Origin of the sequence: Halomonas kalidii (assembly GCF_030010475.1) — a bacterium.
Lineage (GTDB): Bacteria > Pseudomonadota > Gammaproteobacteria > Pseudomonadales > Halomonadaceae > Halomonas > Halomonas heilongjiangensis.
The window spans coordinates 56,219-73,488 of record NZ_JASCQN010000002.1 but is presented as its reverse complement, the minus strand read 5'-3'; the positions used below and the strand labels follow the sequence as shown (position 1 = coordinate 73,488).

14 protein-coding genes are annotated in these 17,270 nt (G+C 68.8%); 4 read left to right on the top strand and 10 right to left on the bottom strand.

The window, feature by feature from the left end:
• The 5 genes from QLQ85_RS00350 to QLQ85_RS00330 form a co-directional block, all read right to left on the bottom strand.
• Positions 1–198, bottom strand: a 198-nt coding sequence (locus QLQ85_RS00350) for an electron transfer flavoprotein subunit beta/FixA family protein (protein WP_407650318.1), incomplete at its 3' end; no start/stop codon positions are given.
• 107 nt (positions 199–305) lie between these two features.
• Positions 306–1,700 carry a hypothetical protein gene (locus QLQ85_RS00345; protein ID WP_282737200.1) on the bottom strand — a complete coding sequence of 465 codons (1,395 nt, stop codon included), beginning with the start codon at positions 1,698–1,700 and terminating at the stop codon, positions 306–308.
• Complete coding sequence (locus QLQ85_RS00340) at positions 1,697–2,128, bottom strand: PaaI family thioesterase (RefSeq protein ID WP_282721899.1); 432 nt, start codon at positions 2,126–2,128, stop codon at positions 1,697–1,699. Before QLQ85_RS00340 ends, QLQ85_RS00345 begins: the two co-directional genes overlap by 4 nt.
• Positions 2,125–3,726, bottom strand: coding sequence for a class I adenylate-forming enzyme family protein (locus tag QLQ85_RS00335; protein WP_282737199.1), 1,602 nt, complete (start codon positions 3,724–3,726; stop codon positions 2,125–2,127). The genes QLQ85_RS00340 and QLQ85_RS00335 overlap by 4 nt, the downstream gene beginning before the upstream one ends.
• A complete protein-coding gene (locus QLQ85_RS00330; RefSeq protein ID WP_282737198.1) occupies positions 3,726–4,877 on the bottom strand; it encodes an acyl-CoA dehydrogenase family protein in 1,152 nt (383 codons plus the stop codon). The genes QLQ85_RS00335 and QLQ85_RS00330 overlap by 1 nt, the downstream gene beginning before the upstream one ends.
• 210 nt (positions 4,878–5,087) lie before the next feature.
• Here QLQ85_RS00330 and QLQ85_RS00325 point away from each other — a divergent pair, with 210 nt between their 5' ends.
• Positions 5,088–6,635, top strand: coding sequence for a 3-hydroxyacyl-CoA dehydrogenase (locus QLQ85_RS00325; protein ID WP_282737197.1), 1,548 nt, complete (start codon positions 5,088–5,090; stop codon positions 6,633–6,635).
• 12 nt (positions 6,636–6,647) lie between these two features.
• A complete protein-coding gene (locus QLQ85_RS00320) occupies positions 6,648–7,856 on the top strand; it encodes a 3-oxoadipyl-CoA thiolase (RefSeq protein ID WP_282737196.1) in 1,209 nt (402 codons plus the stop codon).
• A gap of 115 nt (positions 7,857–7,971) precedes the next feature.
• Here QLQ85_RS00320 and QLQ85_RS00315 read toward each other — a convergent pair whose 3' ends face one another.
• The 4 genes from QLQ85_RS00315 to QLQ85_RS00300 are packed head-to-tail and all read right to left on the bottom strand — an operon-like array spanning position 7,972 to position 14,112.
• Positions 7,972–9,909 carry a TRAP transporter permease gene (locus tag QLQ85_RS00315; RefSeq protein ID WP_282737195.1) on the bottom strand — a complete coding sequence of 646 codons (1,938 nt, stop codon included), beginning with the start codon at positions 9,907–9,909 and terminating at the stop codon, positions 7,972–7,974.
• Between the two features lie 53 nt (positions 9,910–9,962).
• The gene (locus QLQ85_RS00310; RefSeq protein WP_282737194.1) at positions 9,963–11,093 is read right to left on the bottom strand and encodes a TAXI family TRAP transporter solute-binding subunit; all 1,131 of its coding nucleotides are present in this window, start codon (positions 11,091–11,093) and stop codon (positions 9,963–9,965) included.
• A 59-nt stretch (positions 11,094–11,152) separates the two neighbouring features.
• Positions 11,153–12,346, bottom strand: a complete 1,194-nt coding sequence (locus QLQ85_RS00305) for a CaiB/BaiF CoA transferase family protein (RefSeq protein ID WP_282737193.1) — start codon at positions 12,344–12,346, stop codon at positions 11,153–11,155.
• Positions 12,343–14,112 carry an acyl-CoA dehydrogenase family protein gene (locus QLQ85_RS00300; protein ID WP_282737192.1) on the bottom strand — a complete coding sequence of 590 codons (1,770 nt, stop codon included), beginning with the start codon at positions 14,110–14,112 and terminating at the stop codon, positions 12,343–12,345. Before QLQ85_RS00300 ends, QLQ85_RS00305 begins: the two co-directional genes overlap by 4 nt.
• A gap of 142 nt (positions 14,113–14,254) precedes the next feature.
• Here QLQ85_RS00300 and QLQ85_RS00295 point away from each other — a divergent pair, with 142 nt between their 5' ends.
• Positions 14,255–15,166 carry a LysR family transcriptional regulator gene (locus tag QLQ85_RS00295; RefSeq protein WP_282737191.1) on the top strand — a complete coding sequence of 304 codons (912 nt, stop codon included), beginning with the start codon at positions 14,255–14,257 and terminating at the stop codon, positions 15,164–15,166.
• A gap of 36 nt (positions 15,167–15,202) precedes the next feature.
• The gene (locus tag QLQ85_RS00290; RefSeq protein ID WP_282737190.1) at positions 15,203–16,021 is read left to right on the top strand and encodes an IclR family transcriptional regulator; all 819 of its coding nucleotides are present in this window, start codon (positions 15,203–15,205) and stop codon (positions 16,019–16,021) included.
• A gap of 27 nt (positions 16,022–16,048) precedes the next feature.
• Here QLQ85_RS00290 and lhgO read toward each other — a convergent pair whose 3' ends face one another.
• Complete coding sequence (gene lhgO, locus QLQ85_RS00285) at positions 16,049–17,245, bottom strand: L-2-hydroxyglutarate oxidase (protein ID WP_282737189.1); 1,197 nt, start codon at positions 17,243–17,245, stop codon at positions 16,049–16,051.
• Positions 17,246–17,270: the final 25 nt, after the last annotated feature.

Here is a 17,270-nt window from a genome sequence, read left to right as displayed (position 1 = left end):
CCTGGGGCCGATGGTGACGGCGACGACCTCGCTGGCCACCCCGCGCTCCTTGAGGCGCACCGCCTCTTCCACGGCGATCTCGCAGAAGGGGTTCAGGGCCATCTTGACGTTGGTGAGGTCGACGTCGGAATGGTCCGACTTGACCCGGATCTTGACGTTGTAGTCGATGACGCGTTTGACCGCGACGAGGATCTTCATGGCTGTTCTCCCATGGTTCGCTTCAAGTTATTCCGCTTGTCGAAATTGTATTTCATTATTTTCCATAGACGATACGAAGCCCTGCCGCCGGGGTCAAGCCCGACGCCTCAGCTACCGAAGCGTGCCAGCAGGAACCAGCCGGCCAGCAGCGGGATGGCCGTGCACAGGAAGGCGCCATTCCAGCGATAGCCGATTCGGGTCGAGGGCACGCCGGTGAAGCGTGACAGGATCAGCATGGAGGCCGTCATCGGCGAGGACATCAGCGCCAGCGCCCAGCCGACCATCAGCGAGGCACCGATCAGCGGTGGCGCCAGTCCCTCGATGGCCAGGGCCGGCAGGATACCGGCCAGCAGGGTGACGGTGACGATGGGATTGATGCCGACCTGCGCCAGCACCATGACCAGCAGCATGGCCAGCACCGCATTCCAGGCCCCCAGGGTGTCGAGGAAGGTCAACGCCGCGGCCAGGCTCGCCGTGTCCACCAGGCCCACGCAGAGGTGCCCCAGGTAGCCCGCCGCCCCCAGTACCACGATCTCGTTGCGGGTCGGCGCCAGCAGCCAGGGCAGCTGGCGGTGCAGGCTGCGCCCCGCGGCGACCAGTCCCAGGCCACCGAGACGACGCCGCTGCCAGGCCAGCCACCCGAAGGCGCCCAGCGGTGCCCCGAGCAGAGCGGCGATCGGCAGGCGCACCTCGAGCCACCAGGCGAGGCAGAACACCAGCGTCACGATGCCCGCCAGCAGCAGCGCGAACCGGCCCAGCGGCAACAGGGAAGGCGCCTCGCGACCGGAACCGGCTACGGGAGGATGGGGGCCGGTGAGCCGGTCGACCAGCCAGCCGACCAGGAAGATCAGCACCGCCGCGCCCAGCACATAGGGCGCCAGCTCGCGCCACGCCACCCCGGGCATGCTGGAGAGCACCACGGCCACGCCGATGCCCATGGGCGAGATCAGCGGTGCCAGGGAAAAGCCCCGCAACAGGGCCAGCATCATCCGCCGGCGGCGAGCACGCTGCACCCAGGCACGCCCCTGGGCGGCGCCGAGGGTGTTGCTCTTCTCGATCATCGCGGCAAAGAGGTTGAGCACCCCGATATTGAGAATGATGCCGAACAGCGCCGAGCCCAGCGACAGGATCGGATAGCGCCGACCCGGCGGCTGCAGCAGCATGCTCTGCCCGCAGCGGCGCACCAGTCGCGAGCGGTAGGCGGGCAGCCGCAACAGGCCCAGCGCCACCACGAAGGTGGCGAAGAAGGCGAAACGCCCCGCCGCCTCGAACAGCAGCGGGCCGGGTGCCGAATGCCGCCACAGGGCGACCAGCGTCAGTCCGGCGGCGACCCAGAGCAACCCTCGCGCCATGGCCGACAACCAGCCCCGCAGGGTCAGCAGGTAGGTCCCCAGGGCCACGATACCAAGACCCTGCGCCAGGGCGTTGTCCACCACCAGATGCACCAGGGTGGCCAGCGTGACGGCCAGCAGCAGCGATGCCCGCAGCCGGTCGGCGGTCACTCGGCCACGCCCTCCGGCGACTCGCTGCCGCCACGGCGGCGAAACGAGCCCTCGCCCAGGGCAACCAGCCGGCCATCGCCATCGACCACTTCGCCGCTGGCCATGAAGGTCCTGCGACCTCCCCCGCGCCGCATTCCGGTGGCACGGAGCACCCCCTGGCGCGCCGGCCCCACGAAGGTGGTGGTCAGCGACAGGGTCATCGCCTTGCGCAGCTGATCCGTAGCCTCGCAGTGCAAGCCCGAAAAGCTCATGGCCACATCCAGCAGGGTGCTGAGGACGCCGCCATGCACGATCCCGCTGCGGTTGAGGTGATGCGCCTCCACCACCAGCTCGAGCGTCACCCGATCCGGCTCCCAGTCGACGACGCGAATTCCCAGAAAGTCCTGGAAACCCACCATCCGCCATGACAACGGCAGGGAATCACTCATGACAGATCCTTCCCTTGCGCCATGTCACGGAGCCGTCCCTTGAGGATCTTGCCGCTGGCCGTCGCGGGCAGGCTATCCATCAGCACGATCCGGGTGGGCCGCTTGTAGGGCGCCAGCCGCTCGGCAATGAACGCCCCGAGCGCCGCCTCCTCCAGGTGCGCCCCGGGCTCGCCCTGCACGAAGGCCACCACCTCCTCGTTGCCCGCCACCTGACGCCCCACCACGGCCGACAGCGTCACGTCGGGGTGCTCGTTGATCACCGCCTCCACGTCGGGCGGGTAGATATTGAACCCGGAGCGGATGATCAGCTCCTTGCTGCGCCCCACGATATAGAGCTGGTCGTCTTCGTCGAAGCGCGCAATGTCGCCGGTATTGAGCCAGCCGTCGTCGGTGAGGCAGGCCCGGGTGGCCTCGGGCTGGCGGAAGTAGCCCTTCATCACGTTGGGGCCGCGCACCCAGAGCTCGCCTACCTCGTCGCCGTCGTCGGCGGCATCGCCGCTCGCACCCAGCGGCTCGAGGCGATACTCCAGCAGCGGCAGCACGCGACCCACGGTATTGCTGGCATGGCGGTCGTCGATGCGGGTCTGGCTGATGGTCGGGCTGGCCTCGGTCAGCCCGTAGCCGTTGTGCAGGGTCAGGCCGAAGACCGCCTCCACCCGCCGCTTGGTATCCCCGTCCAGGGGCGAGCCCCCCGCGGAGATGTAGATCAGCGCCGGGGCCTCGAGCTTCCGGCCCTGCCGGCGCAGGAACTCCAGGGTCCGCGCGTACATCGCCGGCACCCCCTGCAGCACGGTGATGCGCTCCCCGGCCAGGGCCTCGAGCATCGCCGAGGCCTCGAAGCGCGGCACCGTGTAGAGGCAGGCGCCGTTGTAGAGGGATCCCAGGCACACCGAGGAGAGACCGAAGACGTGGGACATCGGCAACACGCCGTAGACGCGCTGCCCCTCGCCGAGGTGACGCATGCCGCCGGAGATCGAGGCGATATAGAGAATGCCGCGGTGGGTCAGCATGACGCCCTTGGGGGTGCCGGTGGTACCCGAGGTGTAGATCATCGCCGCGACCTGCTCGACGCCACTGCCCTCGACCGGTTCCGGCTCGCTGTCGGCCAGCGCCCCCACCCGCAGCGCCCCCAGGCCGGGATGGGCCAGCGCTTCGGCGCCGTGACGGCGACCGTGGGCCTCGGCGTCGGGCGACGCCTCGCTGGTATAGAAGACCCGCCGCGGCTGGCAGTCGTCGCGGATCAGGTCGATCTCCCTGGCCGACAGCCGCGAGTTGACGATGGCGACCCAGGCATCGAGCTCGCTGGCCGCCAGCAGCAGCACCACCAGGGCACGGCTGTTCTCGCCGACGGTCATCAGGCGGTCGCCCGGGCGAATGCCCAGCGAGGCCAGCCACGCCCGGGCCTCGCGGATCTCGCGGCCCAGCTCGGCGTAGCACCAGCGCACCTCGCCATCGACCAGTGCCTCGCGGTCGGGAATGCGCCGGGCGTTGTCGAGCACCCGGGTGCTCAACCGCTCGGGCAGCTCCGCCACCAAGTCGCTTGCCAGGCGCCCGAAGATGCGCTCGTCCGGTGCCTGGCGTGTCACGGACTGGGCCATCAGGACGCCTCCCGTACCATGTTGCGGGCGATCACCAGTTGCTGGATCTGGGTGGTGCCCTCGTAGATGCGGAACAGCCGCACGTCGCGGTAGAAGCGCTCGACGGCGTACTCCGCCATATAGCCCGAGCCACCATGGATCTGCACCGCCCGGTCGGCCACCCGGCCGACCATCTCGGCGCAGAACAGCTTGGCGCACGACGCCAGGGTCGAGACATCCTCGCCGGCGTCCTTGCGGCGCGCCGCATCGAGCACCATGGTACGCCCGGCGTAGGCTTCGGTCTTGCTGTCGGCCAGCATCGCCTGGATCAGCTGGTGGCTGGCCAGCGGCACGCCGAACTGCCGGCGCTCCATGGCGTAGCTCAGCGACTCCTCCACCAGTCGCTCGGCGACGCCGACACAGACCGCGGAGATATGCAGTCGGCCCCGGTCGAGCACCTTCATGGCGGTCTTGAAGCCCTGCCCCTCCAGGCCGCCGATGATGTTCTCCGCCGGCACCCGACAGTCGTCGAAGATGATGTCGCAGGTATGGGCCCCCTTCTGCCCCATCTTCCTGTCGGCCGGCCCGCGCTGGAGCCCGGGGGTGTCGCCCTCGACGATGAAGGCCGAGATCCCCCCGGCGCCCTTGTCGGCCGGGTCGGTGCGCGCCATCACGGTGAACAGGTCCGCCTCGGGGCCGTTGGTGATGAAGCGCTTGGTGCCGTTGAGCACATAGTGATCGCCGTCGCGCACGGCCGTGGTGCGCAGGCTGGCGGCATCGGAGCCGGAATCGGGCTCGGTCAGGCAGAAGGCGCTGAGGAGCTCGCCGGTCGCCAGGCGTGGCACGTAGCGAGCCTTCTGCTCCGGCTTGCCGTCGATGAGGATACCCTGGGCACCGATGCCGTTGTTGGTACCGAAGATCGAGCGGAACGCCGGCGAGGTCTTGCCGATCGCCATCGCCACCAGCGCCTCCTCCTCCATGGTCAGCCCGAGGCCGCCGTACTCTTCCGGTATCGACAGGCCGAACAGGCCCATCTCCTGCATTTCCTGGAGCAGCTCGGGAGGCACGGCGTCCTCATCGGCCAGGCGCGCCTCGTTGGGAATCAGGCGTTCACTCACGAAACGTGAAATGGTATCGAGAAGCTGATTCAGGAGTTCCGGATCGCGAATCATGGCGTGTCCTCACGGGTGAAGTGGCAGGCGGGTCCCAGGGAGTCGGCAACGTCAGGAGCACCGGTTCTGCATCATGGAATTGACGTTCGCATCTATTGCCAGGCACTTTTGCATAGCCTAGGATGGCAGTCAATAAACGAAATCAAGTTTTGCTTTGCGGAACGCAAACACCCTACTGTCCCCATCCCCAATCGTGAGGAGAAGCTTGCCATGTCGACAGACGCCCTCCCGGAGGCCACTCCGGCCACGCCCTTCCGTCGCCTCGGCCTCGTCGGCACCGGCGCCATGGGCCGTGGCATCGCCCAACTGGCCGCCCAGGCCGGCCTCGAGGTCAGCCTGCATGATGCCCGCACGGGCGCGGTGGATGAGGCCCGGGACTTCATCGCCGGCGTCTGGTCACGCGGGGTGGCGAAGGGGCGCCTGAGCGAGGACGACCTGGCGCGCTACCGGGCCCGACTGCACGAGGCCGCCGATCTGGCGGACCTGGCGGGCTGCGACGTCGTGGTGGAGGCCATCGTCGAGAACCTCGAGGCCAAGCAGGACCTCTTCGCTCGTCTGGAAGCGATCCTGAGCGACGACGCCGTGCTCGCCACCAACACCTCGTCGCTGCCGGTGACAGCCATCGCCTCCGCCTGCCGGGTGCCGCAACGGGTGATCGGCTTCCACTTCTTCAATCCCGTCCCGCTGATGAAGATCGTCGAGGTGATTCCCGGCCTGCGGACCTCGGCCGACGTCGTCGGGCGCATCGAGGCGCTGGGACAGGCCATGGGCCATTTCACCGCGCGCGCCACCGATACCCCGGGCTTCCTGGTCAACCATGCCGGGCGAGCCTTCGGCACCGAGGCCCTGAGGATTCTCGGCGAGAGCGTCACCGATCACGCCACCATCGACCGCATCCTGGTCGACCAGGGCGGGTTTCGCATGGGCCCCTTCTCCCTGCTCGACCTGACCGGTCTCGATGTCTCCCACGCGGTGATGGAGTCGATCTATCACCAGTACTACGAAGAGGCACGTTTCCGGCCGTCGCCGCTGACCCGGTCGCGCCTCGCCGCCGGCCTGCTGGGCCGCAAGAGCGGCGAGGGCTTCTATCGCTACGAGGAGGGCAAGGCCGTCGTCGAGGACGAACCACCCCTGCCAGCGGCCAGCCCTGTCCCGGTGTGGATCAGCCCCGAAGACCCCGAGGCCGTCCAGGCGCTCTCGGCGCTCGTCGCCGCCGCCGGCTGGTCGCTGGACCGTGGCGAGCGGCCCGGTGCCGAGTCGTTGTGCCTGCTCACCCCGCTGGGCGAGGACGCCACCCAGGTCGCCCTGCGCCAGGGTCTCGAGGCCCGCCGCTGCGTGGCCGTCGACATGCTGGCCGGCCTCGACAGACGCCGCAGCCTGATGACCACCCCGGCCACCGAGGTCCGCTACCGCGATGCCGCCTGGGCCCTGCTCGGCCATGACGGCACGCCGGTGAGCCCGCTTCATGACAGCAACGGCTTCGTGCTCCAGCGCGTGGTCGCCAGCATCGTCAACGTGGGCGCCGAGATCGCCCAGCAGGGCGTGGCCACACCGGATACCCTCGACCGCGCCGTGGAGCTGGGGCTGGGCTATCCCCGTGGCCCGCTGGCCATGGGCGACCACTTCGGTAGCCGGCGGATCCTCACGATCCTCGACAACCTCTTCGCCGCCACCCGCGATCCCCGCTACCGCCCCAGCCCCTGGCTGCGCCGCCGCGCCGCCCTGGGCCTGCCGCTGGCCACCACCGAACCGACCTGACAGGAGCGCCCCATGCAAGACGCCTATATCTACGACGGCATTCGTACCCCCTTCGGCCGCCACGGTGGCAGCCTCGCCGGTGTGCGTCCCGATGACCTGCTGGGCCGGACCCTGAGGGCCCTGGTCGAGCGCAACGGCTTCCCCCCCGGCGACTATGAGGAGGTGCTGGCCGGCTGCACCAACCAGGCCGGCGAGGATTCGCGCAACGTGGCCCGCCACGGCGCCCTGCTGGCCGGCCTGCCCGTCGAGGTCGCCGGACAGACCGTCAATCGCCTGTGCGGCAGCGGCCTGGCCGCGGTGATCGACGCCGCCCGCGCCACTCGCCTGGGCGAGGGCGAGCTGTTCCTGGCCGGCGGGGTGGAGTCGATGTCGCGGGCGCCCTATGTGCTGGGCAAGGCCGACTCCCCCTTCGCCCGCAACCAGCCGCTGTATGACACCGTGATCGGCTCGCGCTTCCCCAATCCCTGGATCGGCAAGGAGTTCGGCAGCCACAGCATGCCGGAGACCGCCGACAATATCGCCAGTGACCTGGGCATCGGCCGGGAGGCCAGCGACGCCTTCGCGGCCCGCTCCCAGGCCCGCTACGGCGAGGCCCTGGCCGGCGACTTCTACGCTGGCGAGATCCTCGGCATCGAGGTGCCCCAGGGGCGCAAGCTGCCTCCGCTGCTGGTCGACAGGGACGAACACCCGCGGCCCGGCACCGATGCAGACAGGCTCGGCCGGCTGAACCCGCTGTTCGAGGACGGCGTGGTCACCGCCGGCAACGCCTCGGGCCTCAACGACGGCGCCGCCGCCCTGATCGTCGGCAGCCGCGCCGCCGGCGAGCGTGCCGGGGTCCGGCCGCGGGCACGGATCCTGGCCGGGGCCGTGGCCGGGGTGGCGCCGCGGGTCATGGGCCTGGGACCGGTGCCCGCCTCGCAGAAGGCGCTGGCGCGGGCCGGGCTGACGCTGGAGCAGATGGATGTGATCGAGATCAACGAGGCCTTCGCGGTGCAGGTGTTGGGCTGCCTCGAGGGGCTCGGCCTGTCCGCCGACGACTCGCGCCTGAATGCCAACGGCGGCGCCATCGCCATCGGTCACCCCCTGGGCGCCTCCGGGGCGCGCCTGGCGCTGACCGCGCTGCGCCAGCTGGAGGCCGGCGGTGGGCGCTTCGCCCTGGTGACCATGTGCATCGGCGTCGGCCAGGGCATCGCCGCCATCCTCGAGCGACTGGACGGCTGATCCCAGCGACGAACCGACCGGGCATCTCGCCACCGGAAGAGCCGAACAAAGCCGCCGCCCCTCACGGGGCGGCGGCTTTGTTACCTGCCGGCACTTTCCGCTTCCGGCGACGCCATCAGCGACCTTCGACCTGACCCGCGAGCCGATCGCGGGGACGGGCCGCGGCCGGCCGGCGCCAGGCACCGTGGTGGACCAGGTAGCAGAGGCCCAGCAGCGCCAGCCCGGCCATGTCGCTGCGCCACTCGGGGTAGATCAGCAGGCCCGCGGGCAGCAGCAGGATGACACGGGTCAGGCGACCGATGCTGCCGACCCGATACAGGTAGCCCTCCATGGCCGAGGCCACCAGCCAGATGGCGGTGACGGCGGTGAGCGACGACAGCAGCACCCGGTCGAGGGGCCCCTGCAGGATCAAGGCGGGGTTGAGCACGAACAGGAAGGGCAGCACGAACAGCACCCCGCCCAGGCGCACCGCGTGGAGGCTGGTGCGGGTGTTGCCGGCACCCGCCACCCCCGCGGCGGTGATCGCCGCCAGGGCCACCGGCGGGGTGATATAGGAGAGCATGCCCCAGTAGAGGATGAACAGGTGGCTGCCCAGGGGGTCGAGCCCCGCGCCCACCAGGGCCGGTGCGAGCAGGATCGACAGGAAGATGTAGCAGGCACTGACGGTCATGCCCATGCCCAGCACGAAGCTGGTCACCGCCCCCGCCGCCAGCATCAGGGGGATGCTGCCATCGGCATACAGCAGCAGCTCGCGGGAGAAGGAGCCGGCCACCCCGGTAGACGACAGGCCACCGACCACCAGGCCGATGCCGGCCAGTACCGCCACCAGATTGCCGATGTTGTGGGCGAGTCGGTACATGAACTCCAGCCCCTTGCCGACGCTCAACCGCTGTCGGCGGCGGAACAGCGAGATCGCCAGCAGCACCAGGGTCGCGTAGTAGGGGGCATGGCTCTCCAGGCGCATCACCAGCAGCATATGGATCAGCACCGCGAGGCTCAGCAGGTAGGGCCAGCCGGACTTCAGGGTATCGAACAGCCGGGGAATCTCCTCGGGTCGCATGCCCTTCAGGCCCTGGCGGGCCGCATGATTGTCCACCTGCAGCAGCAGCGCCAGGTAGAAGAGGATCGCCGGCAGCAGCGCCGCCACCATCACCGTGGCGTAGCTCACTCCCAGGAAGGAGGCCATGATGAAGGCCACGGCGCCCATTACCGGCGGCATCAGGGTACCCCCGGTGGAAGAGCAGGCCTCGACGGCGGCGGCGTACTCGGCGGAGTAGCCGCTCCGCTTCATGGCGGGAATGGTGATCGTCCCGGTGGTCAGGATATTGGAGACCGCACTCCCCGAGAGGCTGCCCATGAAGGCACTCGAGATCACCGCCACCTTGGCCGGTCCGCCGCGACTCCGGCCCATCAGGGCGGTGGCGAAGTTCATGAAGAACTCGCCGCCGCCGGTAACGGTCAGGGCGATGCCGAAGACCACGAAGCCGATGATCAGGTTGGCCACCACCTGCATGGGCACGCCGATGATGCTCTCGGCCCCCATCACATGGGCGCGGATCGTCTCGTCTAGGGCGAAGGGGTTGCTCCACAGGAAGCCCGGCATCTGGCCGGCATAGAGGGGATAGAGGCCGAACACCAGGGCCACGGCGAAGATCGCCCAGCCGCCGCAGCGCCTGACCCCCTCCAGCACCAGCAGCAGCGTCAGCGAGGCGACGAGGGTGGCTTCGAGGGGGGCGAAGTACTCCCACCCTTCCTGGGTCATGCGCAGGCCATTGATGCCCAGGTAGATGGCGCACCCCAGGGCGGCGATCGCCAATAGCCAGTCGTACCAGGGCAGTCGACGGGCATCGGCGGCACGGGCGGGGAAGCAGAGCAGCGCCACGGCGAGGAAGATGCCGATCAGGTAGTAGAGGAAGGCATTGCCCAGGGGGTAGAAGCCGAGCAGCTTCAGGGCGAAGGTCTGGTTGATGGCCAGCAGCAGGCCGATGAGGCCCAGGGTCATCACCACCCCCCGGGGAAAGCCGCTGAGCCGCTGGTTATTGATATCGCTCATGGTCAGGCCCCTTGCAGAGGAGAGGCCGGGGCGGCGAGGCCCCGGCCATGGCATCACTGAAGCTCGGCGAGCACCGCCTGGCGACGCTCGTCCCACAGTGCGGCGAAGGCTTCGTCGTCGAGGTCGCCGCCCTCCTCCCGGGCCTGCGACCAGGCCTCGCTCAGGGCCTCCAGCCTGGCCAGGCGTGCCTCGTTCCAGGCCTGCATCTCCTCGTTCCAGATGCCCTGCTCTTCCAGGTAGCGGATTGCCCCGGCGTGGAAGGGAATATCGATCGGCGGCACTCCGGCATCGTCGATGGCCCAGCGATGGATCGCCGAGGTGGCGTCCTTGTAGAGGTCGTAGGTCTCGTCCAGCGCCTTGACGAACTCATACACCTCATCGTCGCTCCTGTCGGCCAGGGAGACGATGATCGGATAGCGATAGGCCAGCATGTTGGCCGGTGACGCCTCGGAGAGCCCCGCCCCAATCGTCTCCCTGAAGGGCTGGAACACCGGGGCGACCCGGTTCATGCGCCGCCAGCCCTCCTCGTCGTCCGCCGGGATATCGACCCAATGGATGCCGCGGGCGGACTCCGCCAGCTCGTAGAGCTGGCTGGCGGTGGTGGTGGTGCAGGTCGCGTCGGCGCGATTCTCTGCCAGTGAACTCATGGCCGCCGCATGGGCCGGAAACATCACTGCCTCCACGTCATCGCGAGTCAACCCACCGAAGGCGAGGATCGCATCGCACTTGACGTTGACCGAAGGATTGCCGGCGACATAGGCGACCCGCTTGCCACGCAGGTCTTCCAGGGTGCGAATGCCGGCGTCGGCGGCGGTGGGCACGCCGAAGGTGGAGGGGCGACCGGCCACGGCGCGCAGGTCCTGGGGGCCCCAGCGCCGTTCGGCGAAGTCATGGAGGCCTTCCGTGGCGAAGAAGGACTCGGTGGCCAGGTAGGCATAGTCGGCGCGACCGCTGAGCAGGGGCTGCAAGCGGCCGATCGCCGAACCGGCCGGCTGGATGCGGATGCGGCTGTCATGGGCGCGGCCGAAGGCGTCGGCGATGGCCGAGGCCTCGGAGTGGCCCTGGGAGCCGACGTCGTAGGCCGTCCAGGTCATGGTATCGGGCAGCCCGTCGGCGTGAGCGGTACCGCCCACGGTGATCAGGGCAGCGGCGATCAGGCCGGCGGTGAGTGTCTTGCGTTGCATGGCATGCTCTCTCTGCTTGTTATTGAAGGATTGGCCATCGAGGCTCGGGTATCGCGCCGTCAGGCGCGGGATGCGGGTATGACTCCCTGCCCCCTCAGGTCGGCGACGCGTGTCGGCGAGAGGCCGAGGGCGGCGAGGATCTCCTCGGTGTGTTCACCGAAGCGCGGTGGCGGGCGACGATACCGGGAGGGCGTGCGGCCCAGCTTGACCGGCGAGCCGGTGCCCCGGTAGGCGCCGATCTCGACGATCATCTCGCGGTGGGCGGTATGCGGATGGGCCAGGACCTCCCGGGTCTCGAGCACCGGGCCGCAGGGCACCCCGACGCGAATGAGGCGCTCCGCCAGGGCCTCGCCCTCCTCCGTCGCCATGGCCGACTCGAGGGCATCGCGCAGCGCCTCGCGATTGGCCAGCCGCGTCCCGTTATCGATGAAGCGCGGATCAGCCGTCAGTTCCGGACACCCGATCGTCTCGCACAGCCTGGCGAACTGGCCGTTGTTGCCCACCGCCAGGAACAGCGGCTGGGTGGCGGTGCGATACACCTCGTAGGGCGCGATATTGGGATGGGCGTTGCCGGTACGCCTGGGCGCCGGCCCGCCATGGAAGACATTGGGAAAGTGCGGGTGCATCAGCGAGAGTCCCGAGTCGAACAGCGCCGCCTCGACGAACTGCCCCCGGCCGCTGCGCTGGCGTTCATGCAGCGCCAGACTGATGCCGATCACCGCATTGAGCCCGGTGACGATATCCACCACCGGCAGGCCGATCCGCAGGGGGTCCCCCCCGGCCTCGCCATTGACGCTCATCAGCCCGGCCATGGCCTGGATCACGGCGTCATAGCCGGGCAGCCCACCCAGGGGCCCGTCGGCGCCGAAGCCACTGATCCGGCAGTGGATCAGCCCCGGGAAGCGCGCCTCGAGGACCTCGTAGCCCAGGCCCCACTTCTCCAGGGTGCCCGGCTTGAAGTTCTCCACCAGCACATCGGTTCCTTCCAGCAGTTGCAACAGCAGTTCCCTGCCCGCGGCCTGGCGAAGGTCCAGCGCCATGCCTCGCTTGCTGCGGTTGAGGCCATGGAAGTAGGAGGCGGCGTCTGCGGCGAAGGGAGGCCCCCAGCCCCGGGTCTCGTCACCCGAAGGGGGCTCGATCTTGATGACGTCGGCGCCATGGTCGCCGAGCAGCTGGGTGCAGTAGGGGCCACCCAGCACACGGCTGAGGTCGATCACCCGGATGCCGCTCAGCGCGGCGTCGGAGCAGCTCATGCCAGCCCCCCCTCGACGAGACCGGCCCGACGAGCCAGGGCCTGGTCATCGACCAGCCGGGCCAGTCCCCGGCGATCCATCGGGGTCTCCGCCAGCAGGTCGGCCACGGCCTCGGCGTCCACCGCGGCAGGCTCGAGAGGATCCCGGGGCAGCAGCCTGTGCTGGAGCACCAGCTTGGCCAGGGCCAGGCGCCGGCAGTCGTCGCCCAGCCTTGCCGCCTCCCAGGCCAGGAAGACCGCCGACACCAGGTGATAGAGGCTGCTGGCGATGCGCCGCCCCTCGGCCTCGTTGTCCGGCGAGTCGGCCACCCGCTCGGCGGCGGCCACGCCCTTCGCCAGCAGGGTCGTGAAGATGGCACACTCCCGCTCGGTAAGGGCGGCATCGTCCAGCAACCGCTGCAGGTAGTCCCGCAACACCGGCAGGGTCCGCTCGCGACGAATGGCACGGAAGACGTCCAGGGCGACGATGTTGCTGGTGCCTTCCCAGATCGACCCCAGATGGGCATCCCGCAGCACCCGGGCGTCCGACCACTCCTCGATATAGCCGCAACCGCCGCGCACCTCCATGCCGTCGCCGGCCACCTGGCGGGCATCACGGGTGGTGCGGAACTTGATCAGGGGCGTCAGGATGCGCAGCAGCTTGGCGGCCTCGGGGTCGCCGCCATCGGCACGGCGCAGGCAGTCGGCAGTATGAAAGACCATGCTTCGCCCCTGCTCGGCACTGACCATCATCTTGCTCAGTTGGCGCTGCATCAGCGGCAGATCGATCAACTGGCGGCCGAAGGCGACTCGATGGCGCGAGATGAACAGCGCCTCGTTCACGGCACGCCGCATCAGGCCGGCGGAGCGCACCCCGTTCGACAACCGCGACATGTTGATCATGTCGGTCATCTGCTTGAAACCGTTGCCCGGCTCGCCCACCACATGGGCCTCGGCCCCTTCCAGCACGATCTCGCCGCTGGCCATCGAGCGGGTGCCCAGTTTGTCCTTGAGGCGCAGGATGCGGTAGCGGTTCAGGCTGCCGTCCTCCAGATGCCGCGGCAGCAGGAAGAGGGTCAGGCCGCGGGTGCCCGCCTCGCCGCCGGCCGGGCGCGCCAGCACCATGGCCAGGGCCGCATCCGGATTGGAGCAGAACCACTTGTCGCCATACAGCCGCCAGACGCCCCCCTCGTGACGGGCCTCGGTGGTGATCGCCCCCACGTCGGAGCCGGCATCCTGCTCGGTCATGAACATGGCCCCCTGAAACTGCTGCGTGACGTCCTGGGAAGTGAGCCGGCCGAGGTAGCGTTCGATCAACGCCGGCGAGCCGAACTTGCGCAGGGTGCGGGTCAGGGCATCGGTCATGCTCAGCGGACAGCAGAGTCCGAACTCCGCCTGGACGAAGAGGTAGGTCAGGCCGTACTTGACGATGGGCGGCAGCGGCTCCGGCCAGTCCAGCACCCCACCGCGGTGGGACATCGCCGCGAGACCGAAGCGGGAATAGGCGTAGTGTTCCAGCCGGCGGTAGGACGGGTGCTTGTCGATGCGCTGGAGATCGGCACCGTTGCGGCTGCGCAGCCGAAGAACCGGTGGGTGCCTGTCGGCCTCCAGGGCCAGGGTCTCGAGCTCGTCCCCGACCAGGCCACCGAGTTCGCGGAACTGCGGCTCGATGTGCGACCTCAGGGTGGGCTCTGCATAGATGCCCAGCAGTCGCGCAAACTCGGGGTCGCCGTCGTAGACATTGCCGCCGCGGCTGTCGGGGATATTGCGATGGATGGCGTCAGGCACCGGCTCTCTCCTCTCACGATTTGTTTTATCGCATGCTAGGAGGCCAAATGGCGCCACACCAATACCGCTTTCCTCTCTTTTGATAGTATTTTTGCTATCATCAAGGGTCATTCACCATCGTCGATCATGGGAAGGAGATGCCATGGCTCTGACCTTTCGTCAGTTGCGCTATTTCCTGGTGCTGGCCGACGAGCTGCACTTCGGCCGCGCCGCCAGGCGACTGCATATCTCCCAACCGCCCCTCAGCGCCAGCCTGCGCCAGCTGGAAGAGGAGCTCGGCGTCCAGCTGCTGGAGCGCAGCAGCAAGCATGTCGCCCTGACCACGGCGGGCGTCGCCTTCCAGCGCCAGGCGCGGCGCCTGCTGGAGCACCTGGAGGAGTCGCGAGCCCTGGTCAGCCGCATCGCCACCAGCGCCTCGGGCCTCGTGCGGGTCGGCTTCACGCCGGCGATGCTCTTCCGCCGGTTGCCGGCGGCCCTCAAGGCCCTGCAGGCGTCGCATCCGGGCATCGAGATCCAGTTGATGGAGCGCAACTCCGCCGACCAGGTCGAGGCCATCGAAGCCGGCCGGCTGGATATCGGCTTCATCCACTCGATGCCACTCCCCCCGAGCCTGTCCTCCTTGACCATCGCCGACGAGGAGTTCCTGTGTTGCCTGCCCCAGAACCATCCGCTGGCCTCGCGGGCGACGCTGGAGATCCGCGACCTGGCCGGCGAACCGCTGGTCATGTTCAATCGCCGCCTGGCGCCCCACTACTACGATCGCATCGTCAGCCTGTTTCATGTCGCCGACCAGGAACCCTCCATCAAGCACGAGGTGTCCCACTGGCTGACCATCGTGGCCCTGATCGCCCACGGCATGGGCGTCGCCCTGGTGCCCCGGGCGCTGGCTGGGTCGATGTTCTCGAACGTGGTCTTCCTGCCCCTGGCCAACACGAGCGTCAGGCATCAGTCGCACTGCATCTGGCTCACCGACGCCGTCGACGCCAACCGCGACCTGCTGATCGACAGCGTCAGGGCGACCTGCAGGCAAACACCGTCTGATATGCGATACTAGATTCCGCAATTCGTGATCCGGCTCAGGAACCCCAGCATGAAGCAACCAACTGTCTCCGATGACGACGCCGACAGCCCCGGCAAGGATCGCAACTTCGTCACGGCCCTGGGCCGTGGTCTGGAGCTGCTGCGTGCCTTCGGCGCCGGCGAGGAATATCTCGGCAATGCCGAGCTCTCCCGGCGTACCGGCATTCCCCGGCCGACGGTCTCGCGGCTGACCTACACCCTGACGCTGCTGGGCTATCTGCAGCACAACCCGCATCTCGAGAAATACCGCCTGGGGGCCGGGGTGCTCGCCCTGGGCTATCGCTACCTGGCCAACATGGGCATTCGCGATATCGCCCGCCCGCACCTGCAGCGGCTCGCCGACGCCACCGACTGCAACGTCAGCCTGGGCACCGCCGATCGGACCTCGATGATGTATCTGGAGACCTGCCACGGCAGCGGTCCACTGATCATGCGCCTCGAGGTCGGCTCGCGACTGCCCATGGCGACCTCGGCCATCGGCCGCGCCTGGCTCTGCGGCATCTCCGCCGAGCGTCGCCAGCAGGTATTGGGTGAGTTGCGGGAGACCCATCGCGACGACTGGCCACGCATCGAGGCCGGCATCGACAAGAGCCTGGCGGAGTACGAGCACCACGGTTTCTGCCTCTCCGAGGGGGACTGGCAGAAGGAGGTCAGCGCCGTGGCCCTGCCACTGGTACTCGAAGGCGGGGCGGAGGTCATGGCCATCAACTGCGGGGGATCACGACTGAGGCTGACGCACGAGGTCCTGGTCGAGAACCTCGGCCCGCGGCTGATCGAGGTCGCCGAGCGAATCCGGCGGGAGTTCGAGCCCGCCCGGATGCCGCGCTGACCCGGCACCCCACGGCCCGGCGGCGCTTCACAGCCGGACCTGCTCCTTCACCTTGTCGACGATATGCGCGCCGATGGGAATCGCCGAGGTGGCCGCCGGCGACGGCGCGTTGCAGACATTGACGGTACGCCGGGTGTTGACGAACAGGAAGTCGTCGATGAGCTTGCCGCCGCGGGATACCGCCTGGGCGCGCACCCCGGCCGGCCAGGGTCCGAGGTCCTCAAGGGTCAGGCTGGGGCAGTACTTGCGCACCTGCTCCAGATACCCCCGCTTGAACAGCGAATTCTTCAGTTCCGAGAGGCCCGGCCTCAGGCTCCCGCCGAGGGCCCTGAGAATGCCCGGGTTGCTGAACATCCGTGCCATGTCGGTCAGCGAGACATCGTTCTTGTGATAGCCCTCGCGCTTGAGCGCGAGCACGGCATTGGGACCGACGGTCACGCCGCCGTCGATCATGCGGGTCAGGTGCACGCCGAGGAACGGCATGGCCGGGTCGGGAATCGGGTAGATCAGGTGGCTGACGATGCGATCGCGGCTGGCGGGCAGTCGGTAGTACTCGCCGCGGAAGGGACAGATGGTGAAGCCGGGGTTGCGGCCCAGCATGCGGACCACCCGGTCGGCCATCAGCCCGGCGCAGGTGACCAGATAGCGGGCGCCGAACTCCCCCTGGGAGGTGTGCACCACCACTTCGCCGTGGCGTTCGTCAAGGCCGGTGACCCGATGCCCGTAGCGCAACTGCCCGCCGCGGCGCTCGAACTCATCCGCCATCGCCTCGGTGACCCGGGCGTAGTCGACGATACCGCTCGACGGCACCAGCAGGGCGCCCAGCCCGCTGATATTGGGCTCCCGCTCGCGAAGCGCCTCGGCGTCGAGCCACTCGCGCTCGAGGCCATTGGCGGCGGTACGCTCCCAGAGCGCCTCCATGCGTTGCATCTCGAGGGCGTTGGTGGCCACCAGCAACTTGCCGCAGATGTCGTGCTCGATGCCATGGGCCTGGCAGAACTCCCGGGTGGCGCGATTGCCCTCGAGGCAAAAGCGAGCCTTGAGGCTGCCCGGCGTATAGTAGACCCCGGCATGGATCACGCCACTGTTGTGGCCGGACTGGTGGCGCGCCGGCCCCTCCTCCTTTTCCAGCAGCAGCAGGCGACGGTCGGGGTAGGCCTCGGCGAGCTGCATGGCGGTGGACATGCCGAGGATGCCGCCACCGATGATGATGAAGTCCAACACGGCACACCTCGAGGTTCGGATCGCG

Bases quoted from the DNA above. Each gene is read 5' to 3' on its own strand.
- QLQ85_RS00305 (WP_282737193.1), bottom strand. From the start codon at position 12,346: ATGAGCTGCTCCGACGCCGCGCTGAGCGGCATCCGGGTGATCGACCTC.
- QLQ85_RS00335 (WP_282737199.1), bottom strand. From the start codon at position 3,726: ATGGCCCAGTCCGTGACACGCCAGGCACCGGACGAGCGCATCTTCGGG.
- QLQ85_RS00290 (WP_282737190.1), top strand. From the start codon at position 15,203: ATGAAGCAACCAACTGTCTCCGATGACGACGCCGACAGCCCCGGCAAG.
- QLQ85_RS00325 (WP_282737197.1), top strand. From the start codon at position 5,088: ATGTCGACAGACGCCCTCCCGGAGGCCACTCCGGCCACGCCCTTCCGT.
- QLQ85_RS00310 (WP_282737194.1), bottom strand. From the start codon at position 11,093: ATGCAACGCAAGACACTCACCGCCGGCCTGATCGCCGCTGCCCTGATC.
- QLQ85_RS00315 (WP_282737195.1), bottom strand. From the start codon at position 9,909: ATGAGCGATATCAATAACCAGCGGCTCAGCGGCTTTCCCCGGGGGGTG.
- QLQ85_RS00295 (WP_282737191.1), top strand. From the start codon at position 14,255: ATGGCTCTGACCTTTCGTCAGTTGCGCTATTTCCTGGTGCTGGCCGAC.
- QLQ85_RS00320 (WP_282737196.1), top strand. From the start codon at position 6,648: ATGCAAGACGCCTATATCTACGACGGCATTCGTACCCCCTTCGGCCGC.
- QLQ85_RS00330 (WP_282737198.1), bottom strand. From the start codon at position 4,877: ATGATTCGCGATCCGGAACTCCTGAATCAGCTTCTCGATACCATTTCA.
- QLQ85_RS00340 (WP_282721899.1), bottom strand. From the start codon at position 2,128: ATGAGTGATTCCCTGCCGTTGTCATGGCGGATGGTGGGTTTCCAGGAC.